The organism is Cellulomonas sp. C5510 (genome assembly GCF_019797765.1).
Classification (GTDB): Bacteria; Actinomycetota; Actinomycetes; order Actinomycetales; family Cellulomonadaceae; genus Cellulomonas.
Genome location: NZ_CP081862.1, coordinates 1,125,082 through 1,146,016, shown reverse-complemented (window position 1 = coordinate 1,146,016; position 20,935 = coordinate 1,125,082). Strand labels below are relative to the sequence as shown.

Annotated in this window: 18 protein-coding genes; 2 read left to right on the top strand and 16 right to left on the bottom strand. The window is 75.9% G+C overall.

Features of this window, described 5'->3' with window-relative positions; translation table 11 throughout:
- Positions 1-50 precede the first annotated feature (50 nt).
- From gatB to K5O09_RS05105, 13 genes are all read right to left on the bottom strand, one after another.
- On the bottom strand, positions 51-1,562 hold the full coding sequence (gene gatB / locus K5O09_RS05165) for an Asp-tRNA(Asn)/Glu-tRNA(Gln) amidotransferase subunit GatB (RefSeq protein WP_222171740.1): 1,512 nt from the start codon (positions 1,560-1,562) through the stop codon (positions 51-53).
- The gene (gatA, locus tag K5O09_RS05160; protein ID WP_222171739.1) at positions 1,559-3,073 is read right to left on the bottom strand and encodes an Asp-tRNA(Asn)/Glu-tRNA(Gln) amidotransferase subunit GatA; all 1,515 of its coding nucleotides are present in this window, start codon (positions 3,071-3,073) and stop codon (positions 1,559-1,561) included. The genes gatB and gatA overlap by 4 nt, the downstream gene beginning before the upstream one ends.
- 1 nt (position 3,074) lies before the next feature.
- Positions 3,075-3,371 (bottom strand): Asp-tRNA(Asn)/Glu-tRNA(Gln) amidotransferase subunit GatC, encoded by a 297-nt coding sequence (gene gatC, locus K5O09_RS05155; protein WP_222171738.1) that lies wholly within the window; start codon positions 3,369-3,371, stop codon positions 3,075-3,077.
- An 81-nt stretch (positions 3,372-3,452) separates the two neighbouring features.
- Entirely contained in the window at positions 3,453-3,866 is a 414-nt protein-coding gene (locus K5O09_RS05150; RefSeq protein ID WP_222171737.1) for a pilus assembly protein CpaE, read from the bottom strand.
- A 100-nt stretch (positions 3,867-3,966) separates the two neighbouring features.
- On the bottom strand, positions 3,967-5,208 hold the full coding sequence (locus tag K5O09_RS05145) for a GNAT family N-acetyltransferase (protein ID WP_222171736.1): 1,242 nt from the start codon (positions 5,206-5,208) through the stop codon (positions 3,967-3,969).
- The gene (gene ligA, locus K5O09_RS05140; protein WP_222171735.1) at positions 5,205-7,688 is read right to left on the bottom strand and encodes an NAD-dependent DNA ligase LigA; all 2,484 of its coding nucleotides are present in this window, start codon (positions 7,686-7,688) and stop codon (positions 5,205-5,207) included. Before ligA ends, K5O09_RS05145 begins: the two co-directional genes overlap by 4 nt.
- Positions 7,688-8,062, bottom strand: a complete 375-nt coding sequence (locus tag K5O09_RS05135; protein WP_222171734.1) for a hypothetical protein — start codon at positions 8,060-8,062, stop codon at positions 7,688-7,690. The genes ligA and K5O09_RS05135 overlap by 1 nt, the downstream gene beginning before the upstream one ends.
- 113 nt (positions 8,063-8,175) lie before the next feature.
- Complete coding sequence (locus tag K5O09_RS05130; RefSeq protein ID WP_222171733.1) at positions 8,176-8,397, bottom strand: helix-turn-helix transcriptional regulator; 222 nt, start codon at positions 8,395-8,397, stop codon at positions 8,176-8,178.
- Positions 8,398-8,709: 312 nt separating this feature from the next.
- Complete coding sequence (locus K5O09_RS05125; protein WP_222171732.1) at positions 8,710-8,934, bottom strand: helix-turn-helix domain-containing protein; 225 nt, start codon at positions 8,932-8,934, stop codon at positions 8,710-8,712.
- 230 nt (positions 8,935-9,164) lie between these two features.
- Entirely contained in the window at positions 9,165-9,548 is a 384-nt protein-coding gene (locus tag K5O09_RS05120; protein WP_222171731.1) for a hypothetical protein, read from the bottom strand.
- Positions 9,545-10,579, bottom strand: a complete 1,035-nt coding sequence (locus K5O09_RS05115; protein WP_222171730.1) for a hypothetical protein — start codon at positions 10,577-10,579, stop codon at positions 9,545-9,547. Before K5O09_RS05115 ends, K5O09_RS05120 begins: the two co-directional genes overlap by 4 nt.
- Positions 10,576-11,727: a tRNA 2-thiouridine(34) synthase MnmA gene (gene mnmA / locus K5O09_RS05110; protein WP_222171729.1), complete on the bottom strand. Its 1,152-nt coding sequence runs from the start codon at positions 11,725-11,727 to the stop codon at positions 10,576-10,578. The genes K5O09_RS05115 and mnmA overlap by 4 nt, the downstream gene beginning before the upstream one ends.
- Complete coding sequence (locus K5O09_RS05105; protein WP_222171728.1) at positions 11,727-12,923, bottom strand: cysteine desulfurase family protein; 1,197 nt, start codon at positions 12,921-12,923, stop codon at positions 11,727-11,729. Before K5O09_RS05105 ends, mnmA begins: the two co-directional genes overlap by 1 nt.
- 38 nt (positions 12,924-12,961) lie before the next feature.
- Here K5O09_RS05105 and K5O09_RS05100 point away from each other — a divergent pair, with 38 nt between their 5' ends.
- Positions 12,962-13,954 carry a phosphotransferase family protein gene (locus tag K5O09_RS05100; protein WP_255596139.1) on the top strand — a complete coding sequence of 331 codons (993 nt, stop codon included), beginning with the start codon at positions 12,962-12,964 and terminating at the stop codon, positions 13,952-13,954.
- Positions 13,955-13,985: 31 nt separating this feature from the next.
- Here the strand turns inward: K5O09_RS05100 and K5O09_RS05095 are convergent, their stop codons facing one another.
- The gene (locus tag K5O09_RS05095) at positions 13,986-14,978 is read right to left on the bottom strand and encodes an electron transfer flavoprotein subunit alpha/FixB family protein (RefSeq protein ID WP_222171727.1); all 993 of its coding nucleotides are present in this window, start codon (positions 14,976-14,978) and stop codon (positions 13,986-13,988) included.
- On the bottom strand, positions 14,978-15,802 hold the full coding sequence (locus K5O09_RS05090) for an electron transfer flavoprotein subunit beta/FixA family protein (RefSeq protein WP_222171726.1): 825 nt from the start codon (positions 15,800-15,802) through the stop codon (positions 14,978-14,980). Before K5O09_RS05090 ends, K5O09_RS05095 begins: the two co-directional genes overlap by 1 nt.
- A gap of 126 nt (positions 15,803-15,928) precedes the next feature.
- Between K5O09_RS05090 and glgX the strand changes: the two genes are divergently transcribed.
- Positions 15,929-18,145, top strand: a complete 2,217-nt coding sequence (gene glgX, locus K5O09_RS05085; protein WP_222171725.1) for a glycogen debranching protein GlgX — start codon at positions 15,929-15,931, stop codon at positions 18,143-18,145.
- Between the two features lie 65 nt (positions 18,146-18,210).
- Here glgX and glgP read toward each other — a convergent pair whose 3' ends face one another.
- Positions 18,211-20,790 carry an alpha-glucan family phosphorylase gene (gene glgP / locus K5O09_RS05080; protein WP_222171724.1) on the bottom strand — a complete coding sequence of 860 codons (2,580 nt, stop codon included), beginning with the start codon at positions 20,788-20,790 and terminating at the stop codon, positions 18,211-18,213.
- Between the last annotated feature and the right edge of the window lie 145 nt (positions 20,791-20,935).

Sequence of the window (20,935 nt, the reverse complement as noted above, 5' to 3'; positions counted from 1 at the left end):
CCGGTCGTCCGGTGCGGCGGCGGCCCGCTCAGGCCCGCCGCCGCAACCGGTCAGCCCTGGGCGACCCGCTCGAGCACGAGCTCCCGCACGCGCCCTGCGTCGGCCTGACCGCGCGTGGCCTTCATGACCGACCCGATGATCGCGCCGACCGGCCCGAGGTTGCCGGACCGGATCTTCTCGGCGATGTCGGGCTGCGCCGCGAGGGCGGCGTCGATGGCCTCGAGCAGAGGACCGTCGTCCGACACGACCTCGAGCCCGCGCGCGACGACGACCGCCTCCGGGTCCCCCTCGCCGGCGAGCACGCCCTCGAGCACCTGCCGCGCGAGCTTGTCGTTGATGCGGCCCGCGTCGACCAGCTGCTGGAGCTGGCCGATCTGCGCCGGGGTGATCGGGAGCTCGCCGAGCTCGACGTCCTGCGTCTTGGCGGTGCGCGCGAGCTCCCCCATCCACCACTTGCGGGCCGCGGCGGGGCTCGCGCCCGCGGCCACGGTGGCCTCGATGAGCTCGACGGCCCCCGCGTTCACCACGTCGCGCATCTCGGCGTCGGCGTAGCCCCACTCGCCCTGCAGCCGACGCCGGCGGGCGGCCGGGAGCTCGGGCAGCGCGGCGCGGATCTCCTCCACCCACGCACGGGACGGTGCGACGGGCACGAGGTCGGGCTCCGGGAAGTACCGGTAGTCCTCGGCGTCGGACTTCACGCGGCCCGCCGTCGTGACACCGGTGTCCTCGTGCCAGTGCCGCGTCTCCTGCGTGACGGTCCCGGCGGCGTCGAGGATCGCGGCCTGGCGGCTGATCTCGTACCGGACCGCGCGCTCGACCGACCGGAACGAGTTGACGTTCTTGGTCTCGGTGCGGGTACCCAGCGGCGACGTCGACGTCGGCCGCAACGACACGTTGACGTCCGCCCGCACGTTGCCGCGCTCCATCCGGGCCTCCGACACCTCGAGGGCGCGGAAGATGTCGCGGAGCGTCTGCACGTACGCCCGGGCGACCTCGGGCGCGCGCTCGCCCGCACCGGTGATCGGCCGGGTGACGATCTCCACGAGCGGGATGCCCGCCCGGTTGTAGTCGACCAGCGAGTACTCCGCGCCGTGGATCCGGCCCGTGGACCCGCCGACGTGGGTGTTCTTGCCCGCGTCCTCCTCCATGTGCGCGCGCTCGATCTCGACGCGGAACACGGTGCCGTCCTCGAGCTCGACGTCGAGGTACCCGTCGTGCGCGATCGGCTCGTCGTACTGCGAGGTCTGGAAGTTCTTGGGGACGTCCGGGTAGAAGTAGTTCTTCCGCGCGAACCGGCAGGACTCCGCGATCTCGCAGTTGAGCGCCAGGCCGATGCGGATGGCGTACTCCACGGCGGTGCCGTTGACGGCCGGCAGCGCCCCGGGCAGGCCGAGCGACACCGGCGTGACGGCGGTGTTGGGCTCTGCGCCGAACGTCTGCGGGGCACCGTCGAACATCTTGGTGGCGGTGCCGAGCTCGACGTGCACCTCGATGCCGATGACCGGGTCGAACCGGGCCACGGCCTCGTCGTAGTCGACCAGGTCGACGCTCCGGGTGCTCACTCGCCCACCTCCAGCTCGGGAGCCTTGGCCAGCAGCGGGCCGCCCCAGTTCTTCTCCAGCAGCGCCTCGAGCGCGGCGCCCACGCGGTACAGCCGGTCGTCGGCCTTCGCCGGGGCCAGCACCTGGAAGCCGACGGGCAGGCCGTCGTCCGACAGGCCGTTCGGCAGCGACATGCCCGGCACGCCGGCGAGGTTCGCCGGGATGGTGGCGACGTCGTTGAGGTACATCGCCAGCGGGTCGTCCAGCTTCTCGCCGAGCCTGAACGCCGTGGTCGGCGCCGTCGGCGACACCAGCACGTCGGCCTGCGCGAACGCGTTCGCGAAGTCGCGCTGGATCAGGGTGCGGACCTTCTGGGCCGAGCCGTAGTAGGCGTCGTAGTAGCCCGCCGACAGGGCGTAGGTGCCGAGGATGATGCGGCGCTTCACCTCGTCGCCGAAGCCGGCCCCGCGGGTCGCGGCCATGACGCGCTCGGCGGTCACGGGCCCCTCGGACGGCTCGACCCGCAGGCCGAACCGCATGCCGTCGAACTTGGCCAGGTTGCTGGACGCCTCGGACGGCAGGATCAGGTAGTAGGCGCCGAGCGCGTACTCGAAGTGCGGGCAGGAGACCTCGACGATCTCGGCACCCGCGCCGCGGAGCAGCTCCAGCGACTCCTCGAACCGCGCGAGCACGCCGGGCTGGTAGCCCTCGCCCTGCAGCTCCCGGACCACGCCGACGCGCACGCCGGTGAGGTCGCCGGTGGCGCCCTCGCGGGCCGCCGCGACCAGGCCGGGCAGCGGCTCCGGGATGGACGTCGAGTCGCGCGGGTCGTGCCCGCCGATGAGCTCGTGCAGCAGGGCCGAGTCGAGCACGGTGCGCGTGACCGGGCCGGCCTGGTCCAGCGACGAGGCCAGCGCGATCAGGCCGTAGCGGGACACCGAGCCGTACGTCGGCTTCACGCCGACGGTGCCGGTGACGGCGCCCGGCTGGCGGATCGAGCCGCCGGTGTCGGTGCCGATGGCCAGCGGTGCCTCGTACGCCGCGACCGCCGCGGCGGACCCGCCGCCGGAGCCGCCGGGGATGCGCTCGAGGTCCCACGGGTTGTGCGTGTTGCCGTAGGCCGAGTGCTCGGTCGACGACCCCATGGCGAACTCGTCCATGTTGGTCTTGCCGAGGATCGGCAGCCCGGCGGCCTTGATCCGCTCGACCAGGGTCGCGTCGTACGGCGGCACCCAGCCCTCGAGGATCTTCGAGCCGGCGGTGGTCGGCAGGCCCTGCGTGACGACGACGTCCTTGACGGCGATCGGCACGCCGGCGAGCGGGTGCAGGTCCTCGCCCGCGGCGCGGCGCGCGTCGACGTCGGCGGCGGTGGCCAGCGCCTGCTCGGCCGACACGTGCAGGTACGCGTGCACGGCGGGCTCGACGGCGGCGATCCGGTCCAGGTGCGCCTGCGTGACCTCGACGCTGGTGACCTCGCGCGCGGCGAGCCTGTCGGCGATCTCCGCGGCGGACAGACGGGTCAGGTCGGTCATCTCACTCCTCCCCGAGGATCTGCGGGACGAGGAACTTGCCGTCCTCCGACGCCGGCGCGCCGGACAGGGCCTGATCCTGCGTCAGCGGCTGCTCGGGTACGTCCGGGCGGAACACGTTGGTCATCGGCAGCGGGTGGCTGGTCGCCGGCACGTCGGGCGTCGCGACCTCGCTGACCCGGGCGACCGACTCGACGATCACGTCGAGCTCGCCGGCGAGACGGTCGAGCTCCTCGGGGGTCAGGTCGATCCGCGCCAGGCCCGCGACGCGCGCGACCTCGTCACGAGAGAGGGAGGACATGGCCGCGAGTCTAGTCGCGGAACGGTCCCCGACCGGCGTCGTCCCCAGGCACGGTGCGGCCGGGCGCGCGACCCGCCGGTCTCAGACGCGCGCCGCCGACACCAGGGCCAGGACGGCGTCCGCGTAGGCGTCGGCCGCGTCCGTCGCCGCGAACGACCGCTCCGGCTGCCCGGGGAGCTCGGCGACCACGAGGTAGGAGCCGTCGAGCGCGCGCGCCAGGCTGCGGAACGTCCCGCCCAGCAGCTCGCGGAGCTGGTCCTCGCGGGGCAGCCACAGGGCGTCGTCCTGGGTCACCGAGTCCAGCGCCCACTCCGTCGTGCCGTTGAAGCCGAGGACCGTGCCCGTGGGGTACGTGTGCGGCTCGATGGTCATCTCGCTGATGGTGAAGACCTCGCCCGCGAGGCCCGGCTGCCGCAGTGCGAACCGGTCGCCCGAGCGGGGTGCCCACAGCAGCCCCGCGGCCTGCAGCAGCTCCGCCCGCTCGATCGAGATCACGCGATCAGTATGGTCCGGTGCCGCACGAGCCGCGCGACGTCCGGCCGGAGCCTCCCGGCACCCGGCAGGAGCCGACGGCGCCCCGGACCCTCGCCCCGCGTCAGCGCTGCCAGTAGGCGTACCGTTCGGCCGGCCGGAACCCCTCGGCGGCGTAGAGGTCCGCCGCTCCGGCGTTGCTCACCTCCACCTGCAGGAACGCCCGGCGGGCTCCCGTGCGCGCCGCCACCGCCAGAGCCGACCGGGTGAGCAGGCGACCGACGCCCCGGCGTCGCGCCTCCGGCGCCACCACCAGGCAGGACAGGCCCACCCAGTCCTCGGCGAACGCTGCCCGCAGCACCCCCAGCGTGGTCCGGCCCTCGCCCACGGCCGAGAGGTAGCGGGCCGGCGTCGCAGCCAGCACCTGCCGGGCGGTCGCCGCGTCGGCGTTCGCTCCGCCTGCCTTCACCCCGAGCCAGCCGTCCAGCCACGGGCCCTCCACCCGCTCGGAGACGACCACCTGCACCCCGGCGTGGGCTGGCACGGGGGGCGGGGGCTCCACGTCGCGGACCAGCACGTCGGTGGCGGCGACCGGCGCGTAGCCGCGGGAACCCAGCACCTCCGCCAGGCCCGCGGGCGCGGCCGCGCAGACGCGCACGACCGTCGGCAGACCGACCGCGTCGTAGCGAGCCTCCACCGCGTCGAGCGCGCCGTCCAGGTCCATCGGCCGTCCCAGCGGCAGCACGCTGTTGGCGCGCCGCGTGAACCCGCCGGCGAAGCCGAGCCGCCAGCCCTCGAGCGTCTCGACGGTCGCCGGCACCCACGTGGCGGACTCCACCAGCACCCCCGGCGCGGCGGGCGGTGTCCACGTCAGGACGCGCAGGGCGACCCCCTCGTGGCCCCAGTCCCGCGCGGGCGCGGCCACGAACCCGAGCCGTTCGTAGAGGCGGCGCGCGGCGGCCATCGGCTCCAGCGTGGAGAGCACCACGCCCCGGGCCCGTCGGGCGACCGCCTCCCGCAGCGCCGCCGTCGTCAGCCGCTCCGCGACTCCTCGACGCCGGGCCTCCGGCGCGACCGCGAGCATCCGCAGCTCCAGCTCGCCCGGTTCGGCGACCTCCGCGTAGGAGGTCCCGGCGGGGGCGAGCGTCACCGTCCCGACCACGACGTCCTGTGCGGCGCCCGTGCCCGGGACGGTCGCGACCAGCAAGACCGCCTCCCGCGCCCGCCGGGCGGCGTCGCGCAGCTCAGCCGCGTAGCCGTCGCCGTCGTCGAGCAGTCCGTCGGCGTGGTACGCCTCCGCGGCCAGGGCACCCGCCTGGTCCAGGTCCTCCGGGCGGGCGACGCGCACCCGCACCGCGCCGGTCACGCGTCGTCCGACGCGTCCGCCGGGGACCCCGGGGGTTCCGTTCCCGGGGGCGCCTCGACGCCGTCGGCGTCCGGCAGGCCCGCGGGTCCCTCCGCCAGCAGCGTGACGAACCCGGCCTCGTCCACGATGCGGAGGCCGAGCTCGCGCGCCTTCGCCTCCTTCGAGCCCGCGTTGTCGCCGACGACGACGAAGTCCGTCTTCTTGGAGACGCTGCCCGCCGCCTTGCCCCCGCGGCTGAGCACGGCCTCCTTCGCCTGGTCGCGGCTGAACCCCTCGAGGCTGCCGGTGACCACGACGGTGAGCCCCTCGAGCGTGCGCGGGACCGAGGCGTCCGCCTCGTCCGCCATCACGACGCCTGCTGCCCGCCACCGCTGCACGATCTCGGCGTGCCAGTCCTCGGCGAACCAGTCGACGATCGAGTCCGCGATCGTCGGGCCGACGCCCTCGACCGCCGACAGCGTCTCGCGGGCCTGCTCGGCGTCCGCGAGCGCGTCCTCGAGCGCGGCCATCGACCCGAACCGCTGCGCGATCGCGCGGGCCGCCGTCGGGCCGACGTTGCGGATGCTCAGCCCGACGAGCACCCGCCAGAACGGCTTGCTCTTGGCGGCGTCCAGCTCGTCCAGGAGCTTCCTCGCCTGCTCGGACGGCACGTCCTCGTGCTCCGGCAGCACCTCCCCGCGGGCCTCCGCCTCGCGCCGGGCCCGCGCGCTGTGCGTCACGCGGCGCCGGAACGGGGAGCGGCGGCGGACGACGCCGTCCTCGTCGACGCGCGGCTCGCCGGAGTCGGGGTCGCGGACGACCACCTCGACCTGCTTCAGCAGGTCGAAGCTGCGGTCGCGCACGCGCTGCCGCTCGGCCTCGGTGGCGTCCGCGGGCCAGGCCACGAGGTCGAAGAGGTCCGCCTCGTTCACGACCGGCGGCCGGGCCGGCACCTCCGGCTGCGTGAGGGCGGCCGCGGTGACCTCGCCCAGCGCCTCGATGTCGAGGGCGCCACGCGAACCGATGTGCTCGACGCGTCCCCGGACCTGGGCCGGGCAGGTGCGGGCGTTGGGGCAGCGCAGGTCGACGTCGCCCTCGCGCATCGGACGCAGCGTGGAGCCGCACTCGGGACACTGCGTCGGCATCGTCCAGTCGGTCCGCGGGTACCCGTCGTCCGCGAGCGCGGTCACCGGCCCGACGATCTCGGGGATGACGTCGCCGGCCTTGCGCAGCACCACCACGTCCCCCGGACGGACGCCCTTCGCGGCGACGACGTCCTTGTTGTGGAGCGTGGCCATCGCGACCGTCGAACCGGACACGCGGACCGGCTCCATCACCGCGTAGGGCGTGACGCGCCCCGTGCGCCCGACGTTCACCTCGATCGCGAGCAGCCGGGTGTTGACCTCCTCCGGCGGGTACTTGTAGGCGATCGCCCAGCGCGGGGCACGGCTGGTGGCACCGAGCCGGCGCTGGAGCACGAGCTCGTCGACCTTGATCACGATGCCGTCGATCTCGTGCTCGACCTCGTGCCGGTGCTCGCCGTAGTGGTCGATCATCTCCTGGACGCCGGCCAGGCCCGAGACCACCCGGCTGTGCGGCGACACCGGGACGCCCCACCCGGCCAGCAGGTCGTACACCTGCGACTGCCGCTCGAGGCCTGCGCCCCCGCCCGTCCCCCACCGCAGGGCGCCGATGCCGTGCGCGTACATCTGCAGCGGGCGGGACGCCGTCACCCGCGGGTCCTTCTGGCGCAGCGACCCCGCGGCCGCGTTGCGGGGGTTCGCGAACGGGGACCGGCCGGCCGCGACCTGCGCCGCGTTGAGCCGCTCGAACGCCTCGACGGGCAGGAACACCTCGCCGCGCACCTCGATCTGCTCGGGGTGCGAGGCGGGGTCGCCGGCGAGGGTCTCCGGGATCGCGGCGATGGTGCGGACGTTGAGCGTGACGTCCTCGCCGGTGCGCCCGTCGCCGCGCGTCGCCGCACGCACGAGGCGGGCGGGGCCGTCGCCCGCCCGCTCGTAGAGCAGCGCGATCGCGAGGCCGTCGATCTTGAGCTCCGTCAGGTACCGCAGCCCCGCGTCCGCCGGGATCTCGAGGTCGCGGTGCACGCGCTCGGCCCACGCCGCGACGTCCTCCGCCGAGAAGGCGTTGTCCAGCGACAGCATCCGCTCGACGTGGTCGACCGCCCGGAAGTCCGTCGAGAACGTGCCCCCGACGCGCTGCGTCGGGGAGTCCGGGGTGCGCAGGCCGAGCCCCTGGTACGCGTCCTCGAGCGCCTCGAGTCGACGCAGGGTCGCGTCGTACTCGGCGTCGCTGGCCAGCGGCTCGTCGCGCACGTAGTAGGCGAACTGCAGGTCGCGGACCCGGTCGGCCAGCTCGGACCAGAGGCGGCGGGCCGCCGGCTCGTCCAGGCCGGTGTCGTCGGGCGTCGTCGTCTCGGCTCGTGTCGCGTCCACCGGCACATCATGCCTCCCGGTGCCGACACGCACGCGGGCGGGCATCAGGCCCTCGCCAGGTCGAGCAGACGGTCCAGCGCCGGCACCAGCCGGTGCCAGGACTCGACCGTCAGCTCGAGGACCTGGTCCGTCCCGTCGCCCGCGTAGAGCCAGGTCGTGGGCGCCCCGTCGCGCCGGTGGAGGCAGAGCGCGAGGTCCGTGGTCGCGCTGCGCTCCCCGTGCCCGTCGTCCGGGTCGAGCTCGCCGAACAGCGGCGGCGTCTCGTCACCCCGGGCCCGCAGCTCGCGCACCGGCACGGACAGCGAGGCGCTCGCGTGCCGGCGCCCCGCGCCCTCGTCGTCGTCCTCGTGCAGCACCACGCACCAGGGCGGGCAGCCGCCCGCCACCGTCCTGCCGGGCCTGTCCTGCGTCGTTCCCACGGCTCCTCCTCCGCTCGTGTCGCGAGGGGTCCGGGACTGCTCCCCCTCGGGTGGTGACCACCATGGGCGGGGGTACTGACACGGGAGGCCGGTCGTCCACAGGGGACGGCGGATCACCGTCCGGCGGGCTCCAGCAGGTCGCGCACGTCCACGGCGAGCCGGTCCGCGAGCCGCTCCACCGTCCGCAGGGTGAGGTTGCGCTCGCCGCGCTCCACCGCACCCAGGTACGTGCGGTGCACGCCGAGCGCGTCGGCGAGCGCCTCCTGGCTCAGACCACGCTCCGCCCGCACGCGACGGACCTGCTCACCCACGACACGCTGCAGCTCGCCTTCCACCCGACCACGGTCCGGGTCTCGCTACTTCTGCGTCTACAGACTCATGAGTAGCACACGCGAGCCCGGGCGGCACCGTCCGGACCCGCCGGAGCGCACGACCCGTGGGAGGCGCTGGCGCACGGGGGCCGGAGCCGGGTCCGCGGCGAGCGCCGGCACCGCGCCACGCACAGCGCCGCGCGCACCACCGGGCGCAACGCCGCGCGCAACGCCGCGCGCAAGGCCGGCCGCGCGACCGGCACGCGCCCGGCGCGCAGTCCCCGCGCCCGGCGGGGCGCGCGGTCAGGCGGGCGCACGGCTCGGCCGGGCGCGCGGTCAGCGGGGTGCGGGGTCGCGGAGCAGCTCGGACGGGACGACGCCGAGCCCGGCGGCGAGCCGCTCGACGGTGCGGAGCGTGAGGTTGCGCTCGCCCCGCTCGACCGCCCCCATGTACGTGCGGTGCACGTCCAGCTCGACGGCGAGCGCCTCCTGGCTGACGCCCCGCTGGGACCGGATCCTGCGGACGTTGCGTCCGACCACGCGCTGCAGCTCGCCTTCCACCCGCCCGACGCTCCCGGCGCGTCCGGTCGCCGTCCACACACTGATGCGTAGCGCCCGCGCGATCCCGCCGACCCCACCTACCCGGCGCGCCCCATCCCGCACCCGCCCGTCCGCCCTCCCGTCGGAGGCACCCGCGAGGGATCGGAGGTCTCCGTGGACCACCACGACGACGCGCGGGCACCACCGTCCACGTCCGGAGCCTCCGACGGGAGCACGCATGCCGAGGAGGGTCACACCGGTGGCGGCACGTCCCGTCGCCGGCGCACCAGCGCCACGCCGGCCGTCCCGAGCACCAGCGTCACACCCACCGCCGCCGCCACGACCGCCGCCGTCACCGCGGGGGCCGAGCCCTCCGCCAGCACCGTCTCGTGCGGGCTGCCGCCGACCGTCCAGGTGCACACCGAGCGCGGCGGCAGCAGCGACGTCGTGATCTCGGCGCCCTCCTCACCTGCGGTGGCCGCCGCGACGCACGACCCCTCGTCCGCCAGCCCCGTCCGCAGCGTCCCGGTGAGGAGCCCGATCCCCTGCACGAGCAGCACGACGAGGCCCACGACCGCCAGCGCCGCACCGCCGGCGAGGAGTGCTGCCCTCGCCGTGCCCGCGCGCCGCCTCACGACTCGGCCCGCTCGGCCACGACGGTGGCGGCGCGTGCCACGGCGGCGAGCGTCGCCCGCGCGGCCGCGGGGTCGACGGCCGCACCGCCCGGCACGGACGGCCCGGCCGGGGCGAGCAGCACGACGTCGCGCAACCCCGCGCGGTCGAGGCCGACACGCTCCCATCCGCGCAGCACGGCGTCCGCGACCCCGCGCACGTCGGGCCCGGCGCACTGCGACGTCGCGGGCTGCGGCACCCCGGCCCACAGGGCGGTGCCGGCCTCGACGGCTTCGGCGACCCTCTCCCAGGCGTGCTCGTCGAGCGCGGACGTCTCGACCCCGAGGGCGTCCGCCCCTGTGCCGCGCGCAGCGCCCACCACGGCGGCACCGGGCCCGACGTGCAGGACGACGCGCTCGGCACCGGCCGCCCGCAGGACGCCCACGACACGCGACAGCCGCTCGGAGACCACCGGCGCGGGCACGGCACGCAGCCGGGCGTACCCGGAGAACGACGGGAAGACGCCGGCGACCACGGGGGCGAGCAACGGCTCGTGCAGCAGCACCGTGGGCCGCGCCCCGGGGACGGCGCGCATGATCGCCGCCAGGTGCTCGGCCGTGCCGGCGGCGAGCGACTCGGCGATCTCGGCGACGGCACCCTGGTCGCCGACGGCCCGGTCGCCGCGCGCGAGGTAGACCGAGGCCGCCAGCGTGAGCGGACCGCACACGGGGACGACCAGCGAGCCGGACCAGCCGTGGGCGGCGACCGCGAGCGCGTCGAGGTCCTCACGGCGGGCGGCGGCGAGCCGGGTGGCGTCGGCCCCGGGGCGGTCGGCGAGCTTCCAGCCGTGCGGCCCGAGCTCGGCGGGCAGCTCGACCAGCAGCCCGAGCGCCTGCGCCGCCGCCGTGCCGACAGGTCCCCGCTCGGCGAGCCGCACGGTCCACGGCAGGCCCGTGACTCCGTCGGGCAGGTCCGCGAGGTCGCCGAGCACGGTCTGCTGCGCCTCGAGGGGGTCGGTGCCGGGCCACGGGCCGGTGCCGCTGACCGCCGTCACCCGCGTCCCCCGGCCGGGACCGCGCGGCCCGGGACTGCGCGCTCCGGGACCGCCCGGTGCGCCCGGTGCGCCCGGTCGACGGTTGCCTGCCCGAGCACGCGGTCGTCGTCCCCGCCGCCGTAGAGCACCGCGGACTGCCCGGGCGCGACACCGCGCAGCCGCCCGTCGACCTGCACCTGCGCGCCCCCGTCCACCGCCCGCACCCGCGCGGGCACGCCCTCGCCGTGCGCCCGCACCTGCAGCGTGCACGCCGTCCACCCCGCGGGGGCGTCGCCGAACCAGACCGCGTCGACCGCGTCGAGCGCGGCCACGGACAGGTCCTCGGCCCCGCCGACGACCACGCGGTTGCTCACCGGCTCGATCGCCAGGACGTACCGGGGCCGGCCGTCCGGGGCGGGCCGCCCGAGCCGCAGGCCCTTGCGCTGACCGACCGTGTACCCGTACGCCCCGTCGTGCTGCCCGAGCACCGCGCCGTCCACGTCGACGACCTCCCCGGGGCGCGACCCGAGCCGGGAGCGCAGGAACCCCTGGGTGTCGCCGTCCGCGACGAAGCAGATGTCGTACGAGTCGGGCTTGGCCGACACCCCCAGGCCGCGCGCGGCCGCCTCGGCGCGCACCGCGTCCTTCGACGGTGCGTCCCCGAGCGGGAACAGCGCGCGGGACAGGCGCTGCGGCCCCATGACGGCCAGCACGTACGACTGGTCCTTCGCCCGGTCGACCGCGCGCCGCAGCACCGGCGCCCCGTGGTCGTCGCGCTCCGCGCGCGCGTAGTGCCCGGTGCAGACCGCGTCGAAGCCGAGCGCGAGCGCCTTGTCGAGCAGCGCGTCGAACTTGATGTGCTCGTTGCACCGCACGCACGGGTTCGGCGTCCGCCCGGCCTCGTACTCGGCGAGGAAGTCCGCCACGACCGTGTCCTCGAACCTCTCGGACAGGTCCCACACGTAGTACGGGATGCCCAGGACGTCGGCGGCGCGCCGGGCGTCGCCCGCGTCCTCGATCGAGCAGCAGCCGCGCGACCCGCTGCGCATCTGCGCGCGGTCGCGGGAGAGCGCCATGTGGACGCCGACGACCTCGTGGCCGGCGTCGACCGCGCGCGCGGCGGCCACCGCCGAGTCCACGCCGCCGGAGAGCGCGGCGAGCACGCGCATCAGGCGACCCCCGCCCGCGACCGGCCCGCGAGGCCCGCGGCCTGCGCCCGCTCGACCGCACCCGGCAGCGCCGCCAGCAGCGCGTCCACGTCGTCCCGGGTCGACGGCCACCCGAGGCTGAACCGCAGGGCCCCGCGGGCGTCGCCCTCCTCCAGGCCCATCGCGAGCAGGACGTGGCTCGGCTGCGGCACCCCCGCCTGGCACGCCGAACCGGTGGAGCACTCGACGCCGGCGCTGTCGAGCAGGTAGAGCAGCGAGTCCCCCTCGCAGCCCGGGAAGGTGAAGTGCGCGTTCGCGGGCAGCCGCCCGGCGGCGTCGGCGGGACCGCGCAGCACCGCGCCGGGCACGGCCGCGCGCACGCCCGCGACGAGCGCGTCGCGCAGCGCACCCAGGTGCTCGGCGGTCGCGGCGCGAGCGGCCACCGCGCGGTCCACGGCGACAGCGAACGCGGCGATCGCAGGGACGTCGAGCGACCCGGACCGCACGCCGCGCTCCTGCCCCCCGCCGTGCAGCACCGGCACCAGACCGAGCTCGCGGCGCGCGAGCAGGGCACCGACACCGACGGGGCCCCCGACCTTGTGACCCGAGACCGTCATGGCGTCGAGACCGGACGCCGCGAAGTCCACCGGCACCTGGCCGACCGCCTGCACCGCGTCAGCGTGCACGGGGACGCCGTGGGCGTGCGCCAGCGCGACGACCTCGGCGACCGGCTGCAACGTCCCGACCTCGTTGTTCGCCCACATCACGGAGACCAGCGCGGTCGCGTCGCCGTGCTCGGCGAGCTCGTCGCGCAGCGCGTCGAGCCGCACGCGGCCCTCGTCGTCCACCGGCAGCAGCACGATCTCGGCACCCGCGTGCTCGGCGAGCCAGAACGCGGGGTCGAGCACCGCGTGGTGCTCCACAGCCGACACCAGCACCCGCCGACGGGTGGGGTCCTGCGCGGTGCGCGCCCAGAACACCCCCTTGACGGCCAGGTTGTCCGCCTCGGTGCCCCCACCGGTCAGCAGCACCTCGCTCGGGCGGGCGCCGAGCGCCGCGGCGAGGCGCTCGCGGGACTCCTCGACGACCCGGCGCGCCGCCCGCCCCGCAGCGTGCAGCGACGACGGGTTCCCGGTGCGGGACAGGTGCTCGACCAGGACGGCGGCCGCCTCCGGGAGCACGGGCGTCGTGGCCGCGTGGTCCAGATACGCGCTCACCCGCACGAGTCTACGAACCACTTTGGCAGGATGTGCGCGTGAGTCACGACGCGACGATGCCTCCGCTGGCCTTCAGCGGCCAGCGCCTGGACTGGCGCGACCTCCCGCGGGGGGTCCGCAGCCGCATCCAGGAGCTCGCCGGCGCCCAGGTCACGGCTGAGACCAGCGCCACCACCGGCTTCAGCCCGGGGTTCGCCGCGGTGCTCGAGCTGGCCGACGGCCGGGGGGTGTTCGTCAAGGCGGTCTCGCCCGAGCAGAACCCCGAGTCCCCGGAGCTGGCGCGGGCGGAGGTGCGGGCCGCCGCCGCCCTGCCGGCGCACGTCCCCGCCCCGCGGCTGCTGTGGTCCGGCGACGACGGCGAGTGGGTGCTGCTGGGCTTCGAGGTCGCGGCGGGACGACCGCCGCTGCTGCCGTGGCGGCCCGACGAGCTCGAGGTCGTGCTGCGGGCGCTCGACACGCTGGCGGAGTGCGAGCCGCTGCCCGGCCACGAGCTGCGCCCCACCGCCGAGATGCTGGCGGGCGACTTCACGGGCTGGGAGCGGATCGCCGCGCGCCCCGCCGACGAGCTGGACCGGCTGGTCGCGACGGCCGGCGACGCGGGGCCGTGGCTGCTCGGGCACCTGGACCTGCTCGTCGCGTGGGAGCGGGACGCCCTGGCGGCGTGCGCCGGGGACGCCCTGGTGCACGGCGACCTGCGCGCCGACAACGTCCTCGTTGACCACGACCACGACGGCGGCCGCGTCGCTCTCATCGACTGGCCGCACGCCGGCACCGGCGCGCCGTGGCTGGACCTGGCGTTCATGCTCCCGAGCGTCGCGATGCAGGGCGGCGGGTCGCCCCAGGAGATCTTCTGGTCCCGGCCCGTGGCGGCGCGGGTGGACCGGGACCGGCTGCGTGCCGTGGTGGCCGGGCTGTCCGGCTACTTCGCGCACTCGGCGCTGCAGCCGGCCCCGCTCGGCATCCCGAACCTGCGCCGGTTCCAGGGCGCGCAGGCCCGCGCGGCCGTGGAGTGGCTGCGGGCGATGGCGTAGCACCCGGCCGACGTCGCCGTCCGGCCCGCGCTCAGCCCCGGCGGAGCCTCCGCAGCTCCTCGGTGAGCTGCGGCACCACCTGGAACAGGTCGCCGACGACGCCGTAGTCGGCGATCTCGAAGATGGGCGCCTCCGGGTCCTCGTTGACGGCGACGATCGTGCCCGACGCCTGCATGCCGCCGCGGTGGTGGACGGCGCCGGACACCCCGAGGCCGAGGTAGAGCCGCGGGGAGACCGTGACGCCGGTCTGCCCGATCTGCGCCTCGTGCCCGATCCAGCCCTCGTCCGTCGCGACGCGCGTGGCGCCGACGGCTGCACCGACCTCGTCCGCCAGCGCCTCCAGCGGACCGAAGTCGCCGCCCGTCCCGCGCCCGCCCACGACCACGACGTCCGCCGAGGACAGGTCGGGACGGTCGGAGGGCGCCTGCGGGGTGCGCTCCACGACGCGCACGCGGGTGGCGCGGGCGGTCACCGCCACGGTGCGGGGGCGGACCTCCGGCGCATGCGGCGCATCGTGCTCGACGTGCGAGGAGACGACCGCGCCTGCCTTGAGCAGCACGACGGCCGCGTCGGTGAGCACCGCGCAGCGTGTCGTCCACGTGCCGGCCAGGACGGTCTTCGCCGCGACGACGCGCCCCGCGGCGTCACGCTCCACCGACGCGGCGTCCGTCACGACCCCGGCGCCGGTCGCGATCGCGACGCGGGCGGCGGCCTCCTTGTTCTCGAACGTCGACAGCGCGAGCAGCACCGTGGCCCCGGTCGCGCGGACGACGTCCACGACGGCCTCGGCGAGCACGGGCGTGAGCAGCGGGTCCGCGTCGCCGGTCGTGACCGCGTGCACGACCGAGACCCCGTGCCTGCCCAGCACGGGCAGCGCGGGGTCGAGCGGCTCGTCGCCGACCCACACGCCGTGCACGGCCCCGTCCGGGCCGGCGAGACCCCGGGCGGCCGTCGCGAGCTCGAGCACGCTGCCGCGCAGCGCACCCGTGTCCGCGTGGTCGAGCAGGACCAGCACCGTGGCCATCAGAGGACCTCCCCCGTCGCGGGCGTCGTGCGGACCAGGTCGCGTTCCAGCAGCCAGGCGGCGAGCCGCCGGCCCGCCTCGCCGTCGTCGGTCACCAGCACGCGGTCCGTGCGGGGCGGCCGGGGCGCGGCCTCGACGACCTCCGTGCGGGCGCCCGCGACACCGACCGTCGCGGCGTCGACCCCCAGGTCGGCGAGCGTCAGCACCGTGACCGGCTTCTTGCGGGCGGCCATGATCGCCTGGAAGTTCGGGTAGCGCGGCTCGTTCGCCCGGTCGGTGACGGACACCAGCGCCGGCAGGGGCGCCTCGAGCACCTCCGTGGCGTGGTCCAGGTCCCGGCGCACGGTGACGGTGCCGTCCGCGAGCGCCACCGACGAGGCGAGCGTGAGCTGCGGGAGGTCCAGCAGGTCCGCCAACGCCGCCGGCACCAGCGAGGTGAGCCCGTCGAGGCCGGCCATGCCGGTGACGACGAGGTCGGCCTCCCCCAGGTGGCGGACGGCCGCGGCCAGCACCCTCGCGGTGCCGATCACGTCCGACCCCGCGACCGCGTCGTCGAGCACGTGCACCGCGGCGTCCGCCCCGAGCTGGAGACCCCGCCGCACGGCGTCCTCGGCGTCGTCCGGGCCGGCCGTCACCACGACCACCTCGACGTCCACGCCGGCGTCGCGGGCCTGCTCCGCCAGGACGACGGCGGCCTCGACCGCGTTCTCGTCGAGCTCGTTCAGCGTGCCGTCGCCGCCGTCGCGCACGAGCCGGCCGTCGGGGCCGAGGGCGCGCTCGGACTGGATGTCGGGCACGTGCTTGACGCACACCACGATTCTCACCTCCGGAACGTTACCCGTCCCGGGCCGGCTGCGGCGCGGGGCGCGGCCGGCGACGACGACGTCCGGGCGACCACCTCACCCGGCCGCTGCGCAGGTCGGGGGGCACCGGCACGCCACAATGGAGGCGTGGTGCACTCCTCCGACCGCCCGTCCGCCGGCCCGCCGCCGCGCCTCGGCGTCCACGTCACGGACGACGGCGCCGACGTGGCGGTGCTCGCGCCCCACGCCGAGGCGGTGGAGCTCTGCCTCCTCGACCCCGACCCGTCCGCGCCGACGGGGTGGGCGGAGCGGCGCGTCCCCCTGGCGGGCCCCGACCTGGGCGTCTTCTCGGCCCGGGTGCCCGGTCTGCGCGCCGGCCAGCGCTACGGCCTGCGCGCGCACGGCCCGTGGGACCCGGAGGCGGGGCTGCGGTACAACCCGGCGAAGCTGCTGGTGGACCCGTACGCGACCGGGCTGGCCGGGGAGGTCGGTCACGGGCCGGCGACGTACGGCCACGTGGTGGACGACGCCCTGCGAGGTGACCCCTACGGCCCCGCCGACCCGCGCGACTCCGTGGCCCAGGTCCCGCACGGCGTGGTGGTGGACCGGCGGCCGGGCCACCGCGGCGCGGGGGACGGCGTCGACCCGACCGCCAACCGCCCGTACACGCCGTGGGGCGACACCGTCGTCTACGAGGCGCACGTCCGCGGGCTGACGCTGCGGCACCCGGACCTGCCGCCGCACCTGCGCGGGACGTACGCCGCGCTCGGGCACCCGGCGGTCGTCGGGCACCTACGGGCTCTCGGTGTCACCGCGCTGGAGCTGCTGCCGGTGCACGCGTCCTCCTCCGAGCCGCACCTCGTCGGCAAGGGGCTGACGAACTACTGGGGGTACAGCACGCTGGGCTTCTTCGCCCCGCACGCCCCCTACGCCACCGCGGCGGCACGAGCAGCGGGGCCCGCTGCGGTGCTCGACGAGCTGCGCGGCGCGGTGCACGCCCTGCACGAGGCGGGCATCGAGGTGCTGCTCGACGTCGTGTGCAACCACACCTGCGAGGGCGGGCTCACCGGCCAGCACCTGTCGCTGCGCGGCCTGGACTCCGCCGTCTACTACCTGCACGACGGCGGCCACCCGGCGGCGCTCGCGGACGTGACGGGCACCGGCAACACGCTGGACTTCCGCCGTCCGGAGGTCATCCGGCTCGCGCTCGACTCGCTGCGGTACTGGGCGCTGGAGGTCGGCGTCGACGGCTTCCGGTTCGACCTGGCCGTCACCCTGGGGCGCGGGCACGGCGGCTTCGACCCGGACCACCCGTTCCTGGTCGCGGCGGCGACGGACCCGGTGCTGCACGGCCTGAAGCTGATCGCCGAGCCGTGGGACGTCGGGCCGGGGGGCTGGCGCACCGGGCAGTTCCCGCCGCCGTTCGCCGAGTGGAACGACAAGTTCCGCAACTCCGTGCGCTCGTTCTGGCTCGCGGACCCGGCGCGCGCCGCGCACGGCCTGCCGGAGCACCGGGTGCGGGACCTCGCCACCCGGCTCGCGGGGTCCGTGGACCTCTTCGGGCACACCGACCCGCCGCTCGTGCGCGGGCCGCAGGCCTCCGTGAACTACGTGACCGCCCACGACGGGTTCACGCTCGCCGACCTCGTCGCCTACGAGCACAAGCACAACGAGGCGAACGGCGAGCAGAACCGCGACGGCTCGGACGACAACCGGTCGTGGAACCACGGGGTCGAGGGCCGCGTGGGTCCCGACTCCGTGGCCTCCGACATCGTGCCGCTGCGCCGGCGCTCGCTGCGCAACCTGCTGGCCACGCTGCTGCTCGCCGCCGGGACGCCGATGATCACGGCGGGCGACGAGATGGGCCGGACGCAGCGCGGCAACAACAACGCGTACTGCCAGGACTCGGACGTGTCGTGGGTGTCGTGGGACCTCGCCCCCTGGCGACGCGACCTGCTGGCGACCACGCGCCACCTCACGGCGCTGCGCCACGCGCACCCGGCGCTGCGCAGCACCCGGTTCTTCACGGGGCGCGCGGGGTCCGGCACCCGGCCGGACCTCACGTGGTTCGACCCGTCCGGGGTGGTGTTCACCCACGAGCGGTGGCACGACGGCGACCTGCGCACGCTGCAGATGCTGCGGGCGACGGCTGACGACACGGTGCTCGTGGTGGTCAACGGCTCGCTCGACCCTGTCGACGTGGTGCTGGCCGACGACCGGCCCACGCTGTGGGAGCTGGCCTGGGACTCCACCTGGGAGCACCCCGACGAGGCCCGGACCGCCGCCGTCGACGGTGCGCTGCACCTCGAGTCGGGGACGCGCGTGGTGGTCGAGCCGCTCAGCCTGCGGGTCTACGTGGCCTGACACGCCAGGAGGAGCCCCGCCCGGTCGTGGGGGCGGGGCTCCTCCTGGCGTGCGGTCGGGCGAGGTCAGCCGGCGTTCGCGACCAGGCCGACCTCGGCGACGGACGCCAGGCCCGGGTGCCGCGGGACCACCCGGACGCTGTACCCGAACGGGCCGGACGCGGCGAGCAGCACGTCACCCGCGAAGGCGTACCGCCCGCCCTCGTACGTCTCCGCGAGTGCGAGCGGGTCGACCGTGAAGCCGTGGAGCTCGTCCGACTCCGTGACCTTGCCGTGCACGACCTGCACCTCCACGTCCTCGGGCGCGAGGTCGCCGAGCGCGACGTACGCCTTGACGTGCAGGGCGTCGCCGACCTGCGGCACCTCGCCGACGCCGCCGGACTCGACGTGGTCGACGCGGACGTGCTGCCAGCCGGACCGCACACGCCCCTTCCAGGCGGCCAGCTCGCGGGCCCCGGTGAACCCGGCGTCACCCGCGAGCGCGCGCCCGGCGGACGCCGCCGGCGCGTAGAGCCGCTCGACGTAGTCCGCGACCATGCGTGTCGCCTGGACCTTCGGGCCGAGCGTCGCGAGCGTGTGCCGGACCATCTCCAGCCAGCGCAGCGGCAGCCCGCGCTCGTCGCGGTCGTAGAACCGCGGTGCCACCTGGTGCTCGATGAGCTCGTACAGGGCCGCGGCCTCCAGGTCGTCGCGGCGGTCGGGGTCCTCGACGCCGTCCGCCGTCGGGATCGCCCAGCCGTTCTCGCCGTCGAACCACTCGTCCCACCACCCGTCGAGGATGGACAGGTTGAGGCCGCCGTTCAGCGCCGCCTTCATGCCGGACGTGCCGCACGCCTCGAGCGGGCGCAGCGGGTTGTTCAGCCAGACGTCGCAGCCCGGGTACAGCGTCTGCGCCATCGCGATGTCGTAGTTCGGCAGGAACACGATGCGGTGGCGGACGTCGGCCTCGTCGGCGAACCGGACGAGCTGCTGGATCAGCCGCTTGCCCTGGTCGTCCGCGGGGTGGGACTTGCCGGCGATGACGAGCTGGACGGGGCGGTCGGGGTGGGTGAGCAGCGCGCGCAGCCGCTCCGGGTCCCGGAGCATGAGCGTGAGGCGCTTGTACGTCGGCACCCGGCGTGCGAACCCGATCGTCAGCACGTCGGGCGACAGCACGTCGTCCACCCAGCCCAGCTCGGCCGGCGACGCCCCGCGGCGGGCCCACGAGCCGCGCACCCGACGCCGGGCGTCCGCCACCAACGAGGCCCGCAGCGTGCGGCGCAGCTCCCAGAGCTCGGCGTCGCCGATCGCGTCGGTGAGCCAGCCGGTCCCGGAGGCGATCTCGTCGCCCGTGAGGCGCTCGGCCGCGAGGTCCGACAGCCGGCGGTCCACCCACGTGGGCGCGTGGACGCCGTTGGTCACCGAGGTGATCGGCACCTCGACGTCGTCGAAGCCCGGCCACAGGCCGTTGAACATGCCGCGCGACACCTCGCCGTGCAGCAGCGAGACGCCGTTGGCCCGGCCCCCCAGCCGCAGGCCCATGACGGCCATGTTGAACATCAGCGGGTCGCCGCCCGGGTAGTCCTCGGCCCCCAGCGCGAGCACCCGCTCCACCGGGACGCCCGCCGTGGCGTTCGACCCGCCGAAGTACTGCTCCACGAGCGACGCCTGGAACCGGTCGATGCCGGCGGGCACGGGGGTGTGCGTCGTGAACACCGTGGCGGCCCGCACCGCCTCCAGCGCCTCGTCGAACCCCAGGCCGGCCCCCCCGACCAGCTCCCGGATCCGCTCGACGCCGAGGAACCCGGCGTGCCCCTCGTTGGTGTGGTAGACCTCCGGCTCCGGCGCTCCGGTCAGCCGCGACCACAGCCGCAGCGCGCGGACGCCGCCGACGCCCAGCAGCAGCTCCTGCTGCAGGCGGTGCTCGCCGCCGCCGCCGTACAGGCGGTCGGTGACCTTGCGGGCGGCCTCGTCGTTCTCCGGCACGTCCGAGTCGAGCAGGAGCAGCGGCACGCGGCCGACGGTCGCCGTCCAGACGTGCGCGTGCAGCACGCGGTCCCCGGGCAGGGGGATCGACACCACGGCGGGCGTCCCGTCGTGCTCCCGCACCAGCGTCAACGGCATGCCGTCGGGGTCGAGCAGCGGGTAGGTCTCCACCTGCCAGCCGTCGCGCGTCAGCGCCTGCTTGAAGTAGCCCGCCCCGTAGAGGAGGCCGACGCCGACGACCGGCACACCCAGGTCGGACGCGCTCTTGAGGTGGTCGCCCGCGAGGATGCCGAGGCCTCCGGAGTACTGCGGCAGCACGGCGGTGATGCCGAACTCCGGCGAGAAGTAGGCGATGGCCGCGGGCAGCGACGGGTCGGAGACCTGGCGACGCTGGTACCAGCGCGGCGCCTCGAGGTACTCGTGCAGGTCCGCGGTCGCGGCGCGGACGGCCGCCACCACGTCCGGGTCGGCGGCGAGCTCCGCGAGCCGCTCGGGACGCAGCGCGCCGAGCAGGGCGACGGGGTCCCCGTGCACCTCGTCCCAGAGCGCCGGGTCGATGCGGGCGAACAGGTCGCGGGTCGGCGCGTGCCAGGACCAGCGCAGGTTGTGCGCGAGCTCGTCCAGGTCGGCGAGCTCGGCGGGCAGCGACGTGCGGACGGTGAATCGGCGGATGGCTCTCACGGTCCACGAGCGTACGCAGGGGCGGGGCCGTCGGAACAGCACCTCGGTCCCACCAGATGCGGATCGCGGCACGTCGCGCCGTCCGGATGCCGGGCAGGCACCCCAGTGGATAGGTTCGGAACCGTGACGTCGACTCCCCCGCCGC

Excerpts from the sequence above, each read along its gene's own strand:
- ligA (WP_222171735.1), bottom strand. The coding sequence starts at position 7,688 with ATGCCCGCCCGCGTGCGTGTCGGCACCGGGAGGCATGATGTGCCGGTG.
- gatC (WP_222171738.1), bottom strand. The coding sequence starts at position 3,371 with ATGTCCTCCCTCTCTCGTGACGAGGTCGCGCGCGTCGCGGGCCTGGCG.
- gatA (WP_222171739.1), bottom strand. The coding sequence starts at position 3,073 with ATGACCGACCTGACCCGTCTGTCCGCCGCGGAGATCGCCGACAGGCTC.
- K5O09_RS05095 (WP_222171727.1), bottom strand. The coding sequence starts at position 14,978 with ATGGCCACGGTGCTGGTCCTGCTCGACCACGCGGACACGGGTGCGCTG.
- mnmA (WP_222171729.1), bottom strand. The coding sequence starts at position 11,727 with ATGCGCGTGCTCGCCGCGCTCTCCGGCGGCGTGGACTCGGCGGTGGCC.